The organism is Skermanella rosea (genome assembly GCF_016806835.2).
In the GTDB taxonomy this organism is placed as follows: Bacteria; Pseudomonadota; Alphaproteobacteria; order Azospirillales; family Azospirillaceae; genus Skermanella; species Skermanella rosea.
This window is the reverse complement of the sequence record NZ_CP086114.1, coordinates 174,889-187,155: the sequence shown is the minus strand read 5'-3', so window position 1 is coordinate 187,155 and position 12,267 is coordinate 174,889. Positions and strand designations below refer to the sequence as shown.

General features: G+C 65.9%; 10 protein-coding genes and 2 pseudogenes. 7 read left to right on the top strand and 5 right to left on the bottom strand.

Annotation, left to right across the window (positions count from 1 at the left end):
• The first annotated feature begins 7 nt into the window (after window positions 1–7).
• From JL101_RS34510 to JL101_RS34500, 3 genes are read left to right on the top strand one after another with little or no spacing between them, the layout of a single operon-like run.
• A complete protein-coding gene (locus JL101_RS34510) occupies window positions 8–1,741 on the top strand; it encodes an NADPH-dependent assimilatory sulfite reductase hemoprotein subunit (RefSeq protein WP_203100832.1) in 1,734 nt (577 codons plus the stop codon).
• Between the two features lie 53 nt (window positions 1,742–1,794).
• Entirely contained in the window at window positions 1,795–2,979 is a 1,185-nt protein-coding gene (gene metB, locus JL101_RS34505; protein ID WP_203100834.1) for a cystathionine gamma-synthase, read from the top strand.
• Complete coding sequence (locus tag JL101_RS34500; RefSeq protein ID WP_203100836.1) at window positions 2,976–3,443, top strand: PAS domain-containing protein; 468 nt, start codon at window positions 2,976–2,978, stop codon at window positions 3,441–3,443. The genes metB and JL101_RS34500 overlap by 4 nt, the downstream gene beginning before the upstream one ends.
• A gap of 34 nt (window positions 3,444–3,477) precedes the next feature.
• On the opposite strand, the gene JL101_RS34495 is transcribed toward JL101_RS34500, so the two are convergent.
• Entirely contained in the window at window positions 3,478–3,993 is a 516-nt protein-coding gene (locus JL101_RS34495) for a pentapeptide repeat-containing protein (RefSeq protein WP_203100839.1), read from the bottom strand.
• Window positions 3,994–4,260: 267 nt separating this feature from the next.
• Here JL101_RS34495 and JL101_RS34490 point away from each other — a divergent pair.
• A pseudogene (locus JL101_RS34490) lies at window positions 4,261–4,461 on the top strand (IS6 family transposase); the annotation flags it as partial.
• 34 nt (window positions 4,462–4,495) lie between these two features.
• Here the strand turns inward: JL101_RS34490 and JL101_RS34485 are convergent.
• A complete protein-coding gene (locus JL101_RS34485; RefSeq protein WP_203100841.1) occupies window positions 4,496–5,365 on the bottom strand; it encodes a universal stress protein in 870 nt (289 codons plus the stop codon).
• A gap of 166 nt (window positions 5,366–5,531) precedes the next feature.
• A pseudogene (locus tag JL101_RS34480) lies at window positions 5,532–5,811 on the bottom strand (chromate transporter); the annotation flags it as partial.
• A gap of 255 nt (window positions 5,812–6,066) precedes the next feature.
• Between JL101_RS34480 and JL101_RS34475 the strand changes: the two are divergent.
• Both JL101_RS34475 and JL101_RS34470 read left to right on the top strand, forming a co-directional pair.
• Entirely contained in the window at window positions 6,067–6,297 is a 231-nt protein-coding gene (locus tag JL101_RS34475) for a hypothetical protein (RefSeq protein ID WP_203100843.1), read from the top strand.
• 176 nt (window positions 6,298–6,473) lie between these two features.
• Complete coding sequence (locus JL101_RS34470; protein ID WP_203100845.1) at window positions 6,474–6,926, top strand: hypothetical protein; 453 nt, start codon at window positions 6,474–6,476, stop codon at window positions 6,924–6,926.
• 317 nt (window positions 6,927–7,243) lie between these two features.
• On the opposite strand, the gene hflX is transcribed toward JL101_RS34470, so the two are convergent.
• Together hflX and JL101_RS34460 are read right to left on the bottom strand one after the other, a co-directional pair.
• On the bottom strand, window positions 7,244–8,572 hold the full coding sequence (gene hflX / locus JL101_RS34465; protein WP_203100847.1) for a GTPase HflX: 1,329 nt from the start codon (window positions 8,570–8,572) through the stop codon (window positions 7,244–7,246).
• A 20-nt stretch (window positions 8,573–8,592) separates the two neighbouring features.
• Window positions 8,593–10,095 (bottom strand): ribonuclease J, encoded by a 1,503-nt coding sequence (locus tag JL101_RS34460; RefSeq protein ID WP_203100849.1) that lies wholly within the window; start codon window positions 10,093–10,095, stop codon window positions 8,593–8,595.
• A gap of 570 nt (window positions 10,096–10,665) precedes the next feature.
• On the opposite strand from JL101_RS34460, the gene JL101_RS34455 reads away from it, so the two are divergent.
• Window positions 10,666–12,252: a Na+/H+ antiporter gene (locus JL101_RS34455; RefSeq protein WP_203100851.1), complete on the top strand. Its 1,587-nt coding sequence runs from the start codon at window positions 10,666–10,668 to the stop codon at window positions 12,250–12,252.
• Window positions 12,253–12,267 lie beyond the last annotated feature (15 nt).

The window sequence follows — 12,267 nt, the reverse complement described above, 5'->3', positions numbered from 1 at the left end:
TAGCAACATGACCGTGACCCTCTCACCGTCCGACCGCAGCCGCGACCTGTCGCAGCCTCTGGATCGTCTCGGCCCGGATGAAAGCCTGAAGGCGTCGAGCGACCATCTTCGCGGCACGATCTCCCAGGGGCTGCTCGACCGTCTCACGGGGGCCGTCTCGGCTAACGATACCAAGCTCATGAAGTTTCACGGCATCTATCAGCAGGATGACCGTGATCTGCGTGACGAGCGCAGGCGCCAGAAGCTCGAACCCGCCTATCAATTCATGGCCCGCGTACGCCTTCCGGGGGGGGTGTGCACACCGGCACAATGGCTGAAGATGGACGAACTTGCCCGCGCCTATGGCCAGGAGACGCTGCGGCTGACGACGCGGCAAACCTTCCAGTTCCACTGGTTGCTCAAGCACGATCTGAGAGCAACGCTCCAGGGGCTCCATGATGTATTGCTCGACACGATCGCAGCGTGCGGCGACGATGCCCGCGGTGTGATGTGTTCCGTCAATCCGCATCTGTCCGCGCTGCATGCCGAAGTTTATGACTTGGCCAAGCGGGCCAGCGATCATGCCATCCCGCGGATGAGGGCGTATCATGAGATCTGGTATGGCCAGGAGCGCGTGGCGTCCTCCGAACCAGAGGAACCGTTCTATGGGCGCACCTATATGCCGCGGAAGTTCAAGATCGGCTTCGCCATCCCGCCGATCAACGATATCGACGTTTACGCTCAGGATCTGGGGTTCATCGCTATCGCTGACGAAACGGGCTTGAAGGGTTTCAACGTTGTGATCGGCGGTGGCATGGGGCGCACGGATCAGGCGCCCGCGACATATCCGCGTCTGGCCGATTTCATCGGTTTTGTGAAGCCAGGTGACATTCTGGCAGTCTGCGATGCGGTCATGGGGGTTCAGCGGGATTACGGCGATCGCAAGGACCGGTCTCGCGCCCGGTTCAAATACACGATCGACGACAGGGGCCTCGACTGGATCAAGAGCGAGATCGAGCGGCGGCTGGGCTTTGGGCTGGATGCTGCACGCTCGTACAACTTCGTCTCGAACGGCGATGCCCTCGGCTGGGAGACTGGCGAGGATGGCCGCCACCATGTGACACTCTTCATCGAGAATGGACGCATCGCCAACCTGCCCGGTAGACCTTTGATGGACGGCCTTCGAGCCGTCGCGGAAATCCACGACGGCACGTTCCGGCTGACGCCGAACCAGAACCTGACGATCGCGCAAATCTCGGATGAGAAGCGGCCCGATGTTGAGCGGCTGCTGGAGAAGCATGGATTGTCCGGACTCAACCGGCGCAGCGCCTTGCGGCTCAATTCGATGGCCTGCGTCGCACTGCCGACCTGTGGTCTCGCCATGGCGGAGAGCGAGCGCTACCTGCCCTCGCTTTTGACCAGGATAGAGACGCTTCTCGACTGCCATCACCTTATCGACGAGCCCATCACCATCCGCATGAGCGGGTGTCCGAACGGCTGTTCGCGGCCCTACATCGCCGAGATCGGTCTTTCCGGGCGGGCACCGGGCAAGTACAACCTTTATCTGGGCGGCGGCTTTCACGGCCAGAGGCTCAACCGGATGTATCTCGAGAACGTCGGGGAAGACGCAATTCTCGCCGCACTCGACACCACGCTCGGCCATTACGCACGCGAACGGCTCGAAAATGAGCATTTCGGCGATTTCGTCATCCGTGCCGGCTACGTGAAGGAGGTCAAGGCCGGGCGGGACTTCAATGACTGATCCGGTGAGCGGGACGGGATCCACACAGGGAAAAGGGAGAGGGGACGAGGAACATGACGGACACCAGGTCACCACAGACCATCGCCGCCGCTAACGGCGTCGGCGAGGATGCGGCCTTCGGAGCAGTGGCGCCGCCGATTTATCTCGCGAGCAGCTACAAGTTCGAGGGATTTGAGCAGCCTGGAGCTTATGACTATTCCCGTACCCGCAATCCGACACGCGACCAGCTTGCCGACACGCTCGCCAAGCTCGAGGGCGGTGCGGGGGCGGTCGTCGTCTCGAGCGGCATGGCCGCCATAGACCTGATCTTGTCCCGCCTTGAGCCGGGCGAGCGCGTGGTGGCGCCGCATGACTGTTACGGCGGCACCCACCGCCTGCTCAGCCTCCGTGCGGCGAAGGGCCAGTTCGAAGTCGTGTTCATCGACCAGAACGATGCCGCCGTTCTCGACATGGCCCTCACGACGGGCCGGCCGAAGCTGGTGCTCATGGAAACACCCAGCAATCCGCTCATGCGTGTCGTTGATATCGCCGCCGTCGCAAGAAGGGCCAAGGCGGCGGGGGCAGCCGTCGCCGTGGACAACACCTTTCTGTCCCCTGCCCTGCAGCAGCCAATCAAGCTCGGCGCCGACTTCGTTATTCATTCCACCACAAAATACCTCAACGGCCACTCGGATATCGTTGGCGGTGCTGTGATCGCCGCCAATGCCGGGGACGCCGCTGCTCTCGCGGCGTGGGCAAATGTTACCGGCGTGACGGGGGCCCCGTTCGACGCCTACCAGACGCTGAGAGGGATGCGAACGCTGTTCCCCCGTGTCGAGACCCAGCAGCGGAACGCCGGGGCGGTCGCCGCCTTCCTTGACGCGCAGCCGCAGGTGAAGGCCGTCCACTATCCTGGACTACCGTCCCATCCTAGCCACGAGACCGCCAGGACACAGCAGCGCGGTTTCGGCGCCATGCTCAGCTTCGAACTCAGGGGCGGGCTCGAAGAAGTTCGACGTTTCGTCAACGCGGTTCGTATCTTCACCCTCGCCGAATCCCTCGGCGGCATCGAAAGCCTTGTGGCTCATCCGGCGACCATGACCCATGCCAACATGGACCCGCAGGCAAGGCGCACTGCCGGGATCACGGACACACTGTTAAGGTTGTCGGTCGGGCTCGAGAGCGAAGGTGACCTTCTGGGGGATTTGGCGCAGGCGCTACGATGCGCTGAAAGCGAAGCGGAGGCCTGGGCGCGATGACACATAATGCTGGAAACACGCCCGTGCTGACCGGCCCTTCTGTGCTGGAAGCGCTTCTCCAAACCTCGTCGGACGCCATCGTGGTGTCGGATGCTGAGGGCAGGATCGTGTTCTGGAACCCTGGAGCCACCCGCATCTTCGGCTTCGATGCCGTGGAGGCCGTGGGTCAGTTACTCGACCTGATCATTCCTGAGAAGCTCAGGGCCCGGCATTGGCAAGGCTATCGGCATGTCATGGAAACAGGCCACAGCCGTTATGGCGAAGGCGATCTTCTGTCGGTCCCGGCGCTGACAGAGGACGGCCGACGGATCTCGGTCGAGTTCACCATCGTGATGCTGCGCGACGGGCACGGGACCGCGATCGGAATGGCCTCCATCATGCGCGACAGCACGGCGCACTTCGAGGAGATGAAGTCATTGCGGCGGAGGATTGCGGAGCTGGAGAGTGCGGCGCCAGCGGCCTGATAGGATTGTATAGAGGCCTGATCATTTCACCGAGTCACTTGCAGTCACCACTTGATCCTTCCGCGCAGGTGCGTCCGTCCACCCAGGTAACCCCCGTCAAATTGGTGTAGGTCAACTCGACGCGCTTGAGGTCGGCGCCGGTGAGGTTTGCCCGGCTCATATCGGCGGCGCGGATCTGGGACGCGGTAAGATCGGCGCCGGAAAGGTTCGCGCCAGACAAGTCAGAGCGATTTAGTATCGCATTGGACAGGTTCGCATTCGAAAGATCGGCACCTGACAGATCCGCCCGGTATAGATCCGCCCCACGGAGATCGGCTCCGGACAAGTTCGCATTTGACAGATCGGCACCGGCCAAGTCTGCATTCAACAGATTTTGTCCGGAGAGGTCACCCCCCGCGCAACCCGTGCGAGGCTTTATTTCGCAGCCTCGGATGGTCTGCTGCGCCACAGCGACATCGGTATTGAAAACCACGAGAGCCGAAAGGGCAAAGCCCGCATACGTCGTTACTCGCATCTTCATTGACTCCTTCTGGTGCGCGGCTCCCATCATCGACAACTCCGTCAATCGTTCGGTGACATGATCGCACTTTTCCAAGCTTGGATATACTATTTTGAGAAATCATGCGTCAGGCAGCCGCTTCCGTTTGCGTATATAGGGGGCGCTTGACGCTGCCCTTACTTCGAAGATCTGAAGGGCCTCCGGAGGGTGAACCAGGGGCTGCGGAGGAAAGGCGAGCATCCTAGCCCTCGCAGGGGTATCGTCAAGTTGGCGGCGGGTCAGGTTGCCTGGGCAGCTCGGGTTGGTTATGAGGTCGGCATGACGAGCTCGACCAAGTCCTTTTACGCCGGCCACCGCTTCCCTCCGGATCTGATCAGCTATACCGTCTGGCTGTACTTTCGCTTTCCCCTGAGCCTTCGGATGGTCGAGGAGATGCTGGCCTTCCGCGGCATCGTGGTCAGCCACGAGACGTTCCGGCAGCGGGGCCTCAAGTTTGGTCAGGAGTATGCCCGTCACGTGCCGGCACCTGATCCAGGTTGGCTGGGCGCTCCGGTCAATGGGCGACCAACAAGGGCAGCGTCGCCTGGGCAATGACGTCGCGCGACACGTTGCCAAGAACGAATTCGCTCAACCGCCCTTTGCCCGAGCATCCCATGACCAGCAGGTCGGCGCGGACCCGTTCGGCCGCCGCGAGGAGGGTCGCGGCCACCGAGGATCCCGCCTGCACCACCTCGGCATCCCTGGCCTTGATGCCGTGCAGCCTCAGGTACTCGACCATCAGGCCGCATCGGACGTGATCCGGTCCGGAGCCCGGGTGATGAGCGCTGACCGTCAGGACATGGACCTCCCGCGCGGCGCACAGGAACGGCAAGGCTCCGGCGATCGCCCGTGTCGCGTGCTCGGTGCTGTTCCAGGCGACCAGGATCACGTCGCCCATGCCTTCCCTCAGGACCGGCGGGCAGAGCAGCACCGGCCGCCCGGCGATCGAGATGGCGGCCCTGCGAGCCTCCACCGCGCCGGCATCGGCGCTCGGGCCGTGATGGGCGAACACGACCAGATCGGATGCGCGAGCCTCGATGGCGACGGACTCCGGGGGGCCGACCACCTTCCGCAGGCGGGCTGTCGGATCGCCGTCGGGCATGTGGGCTTCGGCCTCCCGGAAACCGGATTCGGCGCAGGCCGCGTGGAAATAGCGCCTGGTCAGCCGGTATCGTGGCTCGGCGTCGTCCTGCCCCGCGGATATGAAAACGTCCGAGAGCAATCCGGGGCCGTCGGCGGCATAGGGCTCCTCGAATTCGTCGGGCCAGACAAAGAGCGCATCGACGCGGCACCGGAACCTGGCCGCGATCTGGAATGCACTCTGCAACGCCATCTGGTCCGATGTGTCGCCGGTAAGGTGAACCGTGATCTTCCGCAACGGCATCGGGGTTTTTCCGTAACAAGGCGAGACACGAAAATCCGACCTGTCAACAGTGCATGGCCGGAACTGCTGCAGTGCCCCGAAACAGAAAGGCCGCCGCGAAGGGCGGCACCCTGATCGGAACCCGCTTTAGCCGGCGAACCCCGTGACCGAGTAGTAGAGTATGCCGGCGACCGCCGCAGCGCCTCGACGAACGGCGCGCCCAGGAATATCCACAGGAAGCACGACACGAACGTGACCCAGGTGGTCAGCAGGCCGCCAAGCGTGCCCGCCAGCGTCGGCGACAACGCCCCCGGGTCCCGGAACGCGTCCATGAAGCCTGCGAACTGGACCACCATGATCAGCGGCCCGGGCGTGATCTCGGCCATGCCGAGCCCGTCCAGCATTTCCCGGGGCCGAAGCCGGCCGTAGGTTTCGACCGCCTGCCGCGCGACATAGGCCAGCACGCTGGAGACCGTCTCCTGCGTGTGCTACGGCATCGTTCAACGGCATTTCGACCAGTCGCCAGGGTATGCGTCACAGAGTCAAGAAAAGTAGTCGGGACGGCATCGCATAGGCTTTCCCGATTTTTTACTTTTAATTAGCCAGTAATTCCAGCGCAGAAGAATTTCACATATCTGCAACACTTCCGCTTCCTGCCTGTTACGCCTCCCCGATCAGGTGCGGCGCACAATGTCATTCAGCCATTCGCAATGGGGAACCCCATGGCAGATCAGATAGATGGGAAGAGTGAGGCAGCTCGAAGGATCGCACGTCTGGTCGGTCCCGCGGGGATGCCGGTCAGGGCGAGCGACGAGGCGATCCCGTACGTCACGACCGACGACTGGGGCAAAGTGCTGGTGGCCGACTATGAGGCCGTCCAGATCGCTCTCGATGAGGGTGCCGTGATCCGCGATCCGCAAAGCGGCTTCCTGAAGGCTGGACCGCCACGATAATACCGAGCTGTTTTCCGAGGAGGAGCGCCATGGCGGCGTTTGATTTGCCTGTCGCCTTGGGGAGGCGAAGCGGGATGGTGCATCCCGCCGCCCTGGGAGCGATGCGGGTCAAAGCTCTGGGAATCTATTGCTGGGACCCGGAGGACGGCCGATGCCCTCAGGCTGGGCGGCTTTCGATGGACCTGTTCGGTGACGAGGTCCACGCGGGGTCGGCCTTTACGGAACGCGACATCATGATCATCGGGGAGGAGTGCGAGCGCACCCTGGAATGGCTGGTCGGCGATCGCGACCTCTGCGAGACGGGCACCGAGCGGGGGCGTTCCAACACTCTCTGGTGTCATCTGAAATGGATGCGGCGGGAGCGGGACCGCCTGATCGCCAGCAGGATATACAACTCTCTTGCCGATACCGGAAAGGGCGCCAAGGCATTCGAGGTGAGCTTCGGCTTCCTGCTGGATCATGCGTACTGGAGCGATGACTACGAGTGGTTCCTGCAACGGATCCGCAACCTGCTCGACCTCGCGAACGCCGGCCGGTACTACATGGATTTCGGCACCCTGTCGATCTGGTTCGAGAACGAAGCCGATGCATCGGCCTTCCGGAAGCGGGTGGCGGCGCTCGAAGCCTGAACCTCGGCCGGTACGACCAAGCCGACCCGGTGAGGAACAGGCGCGCCCGGAATACTGTCCGCCGACAAACAGAAAGGCCGCCCCGAAGGGCGGCCTTTCAATTGTCAAACCACGGCCCGGTCAAGGACCACGATGCGACGCAGTATTACGCGTAGATCCCGCCGGAGGCGAAGACCTTGGTCACTGTGACCGACGACCGCGGCTTTGAACAATTAGACACAAGATCACCTCCTTTCTGTTGTTGCGACAGTAACTGATATGTGGAACCCGGCCGGAACCGGTGCAAGACTGCCCGGCCAGGTTTTTTCACCAGTTCCTCAGGCGCGGGCCGCCTGCCCGGCCATCCCGGCGAACCGGGCCAGATGGGCGGGCTCCATCGCGACGCGGAGATGGGCCTGCCCCTCGTCGTCGCGCCGGTCCAGCACCTCGCCCCGGGCATAGAGCCAGGACAGCGTGGCACCGTCGGCCAGGTCCACGTCCACGTCGATCACTTGGCGGCCCGCCGTCCGGTGCCCGTCGAGCACCTCGAACAGCCGATCCAGGCCCTCGCCCGTCACGGCGGAGACCGGAACCGCCGCCGCCCCGCCGTTCCGGACCAGCACGGCGTCGCGCTCGGCCGGTTCCAGAAGGTCGATCTTGTTCAGCACCTCGACCACCCGCGGGTCGGTCTCCGGATCGATGTCCAGGTCCTTCAGGATCGCCTCCACGTCGGCCTTCTGGGCCTCCGTGTCGGGGTGTGCGACGTCGCGGACATGCAGGATGATGTCGGCCGACTGCACCTCCTCCAGCGTCGCGCGGAACGCCGCCACCAGCGAGGTCGGGAGGTCCGAGATGAACCCCACCGTGTCGGACACGATCACCTTGCTGCCCGACGGCAGTCGGATCGACCGCATCGCCGGGTCGAGCGTCGCGAACAGCAGGTCCTTGGCGAACGCGTCGGCCCCGCTCATGCGGTTGAACAGCGTGGACTTGCCGGCGTTGGTGTATCCCACCAGCGCCACCACCGGATAGGGCACCCGGGCGCGCGCCTTGCGGTGCAACCCGCGGGTCCGGCGGACCTCCTCCAGCTGACGCTTCAGCTTGACGATGCGGTCGCCGATCAGCCGGCGGTCGATCTCCAGCTGGCTTTCACCGGGACCGCCGATGAAGCCGAAGCCGCCGCGCTGCCGCTCCAAGTGGGTCCAGGACCGGACCAGCCGCGAACGCTGGTAGCTCAGCGCCGCCAGCTCGACCTGGAGCTGACCCTCGCGGGTCCGGGCGCGGGCGCCGAAGATCTCCAGGATCAGGCCGGTGCGGTCGATCACCTTGGCCTTCAGCTCCCGTTCCAGGTTGCGCTGCTGCACGGGCGACAGCGCGTGGTCGACGACCACCAGGTCGATCGGCTCGCCTTGCTCGTCGGCGTCGGCGACCAGCGCCGCCAGTTCGGCCACGGTGCCGCCGCCCAGCAGGGTGGCCGGCTGCGGCCGGTTGACCTTGACCGTGCGGGCGTGCGCCACCTCCAGGTCGATCGCCCGGGCGAGGCCGGCGGCCTCCTCCAGGCAGGCTTCCGGCGAGCGCGTCTGCGCCTCGGCCTGGAGCACGGGATGAATGATGAGGGCGCGGCTGTTGCGGTCGCGCCGGTCGGCGTTACGATACTGACTTCCCATTACCTGTACTTTCCCCAGGGCTACGCCGCCAGAAGTGCCGGCTGCGCAGCATGTTCTTCTTCGATTTCAATTTCTGCCGGCTGCGTCCCCGCCCAGGGCAGCAGCTTCTGTCCGTCATGGGCCAGGCGCCGCGGCTCGATGTGGCCGACCACCGCCGTGCCCACGTGGCCCAGGCGGATGATGTCGCCGTCCTCCGGCACCAGGGCGCGCTCGACGCCGCAGGTCCGGGCCAGCCGGGCATGGGCCTCCAGGTGCGGCAGGGTCCCGTGGACCGGGACCGCGAAGCGCGGCCGGACCAGGGCGTACATCCGGGCCAGGTCGTCGCGGGCCGGATGGCCCGAGACATGGACCGTGGCCCCCGCCGCCTTGGCGTCGGCCGGATACAGCACCTCGACGCCCCGGGCCTCCAGCAACGTGCGGATCGCGTCCACGGACTCCTCGTTGCCGGGGATCGCCCGGGCGGAGAAGATCACCGTGTCGCCCCGATGGAGGGCGAGCGAGCGATGCTCCCCGCGGGAGATCCGGCTCAGCGCCGCGCGCTCCTCGCCCTGGCTGCCGGTGCACATCAGCACCAGCTTGCGCCGGCGCAGGCCGGCGGCCTCGTCCAGGCCCAGGAACTCGGGCACCCCGTCGAGATAGCCGCAGGCGCGGGCCGCCTTCTCCATCTTCAGCAGCGAGCGCCCGGCCAGCACGACCCGGCGGCCGTTGGCCGCGGCCGCCTCGGCCACCGCCTTCATGCGCGCCACGTTGCTGGCGAAGCAGGTCACCGCGATGGCGCCCTTGCGGCCGGCGAAGGCCTTCATCAGGCCGTCGCGGGCATCCGCCTCTGACCCGGTGGAACCCTCCACCATGGCGTTGGTGCTGTCGCACATCATCGCCAGCACGCCCTCGTCGCCCAGCCGCTTCAGGGCGTCCAGGTCGGCCGGGCGGCCGACCAGCGGGTCGGGGTCGAACTTCCAGTCGCCGGTGTGGAGCACCGTCCCGGCGGCCGTGCGGATCGCCAGGGCGACCGGCTCGGGCACCGAGTGGGTCATCGCGATGCTCTCGACCCGGAACGGGCCGAGCACCAGCTCCTCGCCGATCTGATATGTCCGGACCTGGACCTCCCGGGCGATGCGGTTCTCCTTCAGGCGCTCGCGGATCACGTGGGCGGCGAAGGGGGTCGCATGGATCGGGCAGCTCAGGCGCGGCCAGAGATGATGGATCGCGCCGATATGGTCCTCGTGCGCGTGGGTGACGACCAGTCCTACCACATCGTCGATGCGCTCCTCGATGAAGGCGGGATCGACCATGACGGCCTCGATCCCCGGAGCCTCGTCGCCCATGAAGGCGACGCCGGCGTCCACGATCAGCCACTTACCGGCATGGCCGTACAGGGCCATGTTCATTCCGATGCGCGACGTGCCGCCGAGCGGCAGGAAAAGCACTTCGTCGGTGCCCGGCACGGGGCCGTGGGGACGCCTCGCGGCCAAGCGCGGGCGTGCCGTCGGCGCGCGGCGGCGCCGGTTCATTGCATATACCATTTCAGTCGTTTTCTTGGTTCTTGGGCCGGCATTCGACGCTGCCGGAGAAGCGTGCACCGCGGATCGGCGCGAAGCTGGGAAATCGGACCTCCCCGGACCCGAGGTCGGCGCCAAGACGGGGGAACAGTCGAGGCTGCCGGCCCTCGGGTCGGGGAGGAGAGCGGGACCGCGCAAGCGCGCGGCCAATTCGAAGATCAGAAGCTCATGTCTTCCAAGAAGAGGAGAATATCCGGGAGGATGTTGTCGGGATCCTGTGCCGGAAACCGGTGAACCGGGCCTCAAGCTTTTTCGGCGAGACCAAGTCGCCCTCGGCACAGTCACTTATATGGTCAGGCCGTCCGCAGGTTCAAGATACCGCCACTACTTTCCAAAGGCTTTTCGAGATCTTTCCGGCACCGGTCGCCGCCGGGAGACCCTATGTGGTGACATCTTCGAACCGTTCAATGCCTCCCGCCGCCCTTAATTCCACCGCGAGGAACCATGTCCGGGACGGCCGGTTGAGTGTCCCCGGATTCAGGCCCGGTTCCAGGCCGGAAACCCTCACATCGCGACGGTGGACGCCCGACGGTCATGGAAATCCTCGAAATCCTGCTCGGCCTGCTGGCCGCCTGCGTTGCCCTCGCCCTCGTGGCCCGGCGGCTGGACGTGCCCTTCGCGGTCGTGCTGGTGCTGGGCGGCATGGCGCTGGCCCTGGTCCCGGGCCTGCCGGAAGTCGAGCTGGACCCGCAGCTGGCCCTGGTCCTGTTCCTGCCGCCGCTGCTCCAGGCCAGCGCCTACCGCACGGACTGGCCGGCGTTCCGCTCCAACCTCCGGCCGATCCTGCTGCTCGCGGTCGGCGGCGTGCTGTTCACCGCGGTGGTCGTCGCTGCGACGGCCAAGTGGCTGGTGCCCGACCTGTCCTGGCCGGCGGCCCTGGCGCTGGGCGCGATCGTCGCCCCGCCCGACGCGGTCGCGGCGGCCTCCGTGCTGAAGAGCTTCCGGATCCCGAAGCGGCTGGTCGTCGTGCTCGAAGGGGAAAGCCTGCTCAACGACGCCTCCTCCCTGGTGCTCTACCGCTTCGCGGTCGGCGCCACCATGGCGGGCGCCGTCTCCTTCGGCGAGGCGTCGCTGTCCTTCGTGACCTCGGCGGTCGGCGGGGCCGTGGTCGGCTACCTGGCCGGCCGGGCCGCCATGTGGATCTTCACCCATCTGGAAGACACCCTCCTCGACATCCTGGTCTCGTTCCTGGCCGGCTTCGCGGCCTATCTCGTGGCGGAGCATGTCCATGTCTCCGGCGTGCTGGCGGCGGTGACCTGCGGCCTGATCCTGGGCCGGCGGCAGCACGCCGCCTTCACCGCGCGCACCCGGCTGGAGATGCTGGCCGTCTGGGGCTTCGTCGAATTCGTGCTGACCGCCCTGGTCTTCGTGCTGATCGGCCTTCAGCTCCGCGGCATCCTGGAACGGCTGGAGCATTACGACTGGGTCCATCTCGCCGGCCTCGGCGTCGCCGTGTCGGCGGCCCTGATCGTCAGCCGCTTCGCCTGGGTCTTCCCCGGCACCTGGCTGCCGCGCGCCCTGTCCCCGGGCCTCCGGGAGCGGGACCCGATGCCGCCCTGGAGCCACCCGACCATCCTGTCCTGGGCCGGCATGCGCGGCGTGGTCAGCCTGGCGGCGGCCCTGGCCCTGCCGGCCGGCTTCCCGGAGCGCGACATCATCATCTACCTGGCGTTCTGCGCGATCCTGGCGACCCTGGTGCTCCAGGGCACCACGCTCGGCCCGCTGATCCGCCGCCTGGGCGTCAGCGAGCCCGACGCCGAACCCGCGAACCCCACGGTCACGCCGGAGGCGATCTCCGCCCGCAGCGACGCGACCGTCGCCGCGATGGACGCGGTCAGCGAGAAGCTGGACGATCCGGAGCAGGCGGCCTTGGCCGACGAGCTCCTGCGCGACCTCCAGCACCGGGCGCACCGGGTCGACCAGTTCCGACGCGACGCCGAGACCGGCCGCCAGCGCTTCGCGGCCCAGCTCGGACTGCGGCTGACCGCGATCGAGGCGGCCCGGGCCAAGCTGCTGTCCGACCACAGGGACGAGCTGGAAGGCGACGCCATGGCGGTGCTGATCGCCGAACTGGACCTGGAGGAACAGCAGATCAGGATCGCGCTGGGACAATCCAACTGACGCCCCCCGGAACCC

Bases quoted from the DNA above. Each gene is read 5' to 3' on its own strand.
- JL101_RS34510 (WP_203100832.1), top strand. From the start codon at position 8: ATGACCGTGACCCTCTCACCGTCCGACCGCAGCCGCGACCTGTCGCAG.
- metB (WP_203100834.1), top strand. From the start codon at position 1,795: ATGACGGACACCAGGTCACCACAGACCATCGCCGCCGCTAACGGCGTC.
- JL101_RS34500 (WP_203100836.1), top strand. From the start codon at position 2,976: ATGACACATAATGCTGGAAACACGCCCGTGCTGACCGGCCCTTCTGTG.
- JL101_RS34495 (WP_203100839.1), bottom strand. From the start codon at position 3,993: ATGATGGGAGCCGCGCACCAGAAGGAGTCAATGAAGATGCGAGTAACG.
- JL101_RS34485 (WP_203100841.1), bottom strand. From the start codon at position 5,365: ATGCCGTTGCGGAAGATCACGGTTCACCTTACCGGCGACACATCGGAC.
- JL101_RS34475 (WP_203100843.1), top strand. From the start codon at position 6,067: ATGGCAGATCAGATAGATGGGAAGAGTGAGGCAGCTCGAAGGATCGCA.
- JL101_RS34470 (WP_203100845.1), top strand. From the start codon at position 6,474: ATGGACCTGTTCGGTGACGAGGTCCACGCGGGGTCGGCCTTTACGGAA.
- hflX (WP_203100847.1), bottom strand. From the start codon at position 8,572: ATGGGAAGTCAGTATCGTAACGCCGACCGGCGCGACCGCAACAGCCGC.
- JL101_RS34460 (WP_203100849.1), bottom strand. From the start codon at position 10,095: ATGGTATATGCAATGAACCGGCGCCGCCGCGCGCCGACGGCACGCCCG.
- JL101_RS34455 (WP_203100851.1), top strand. From the start codon at position 10,666: ATGGAAATCCTCGAAATCCTGCTCGGCCTGCTGGCCGCCTGCGTTGCC.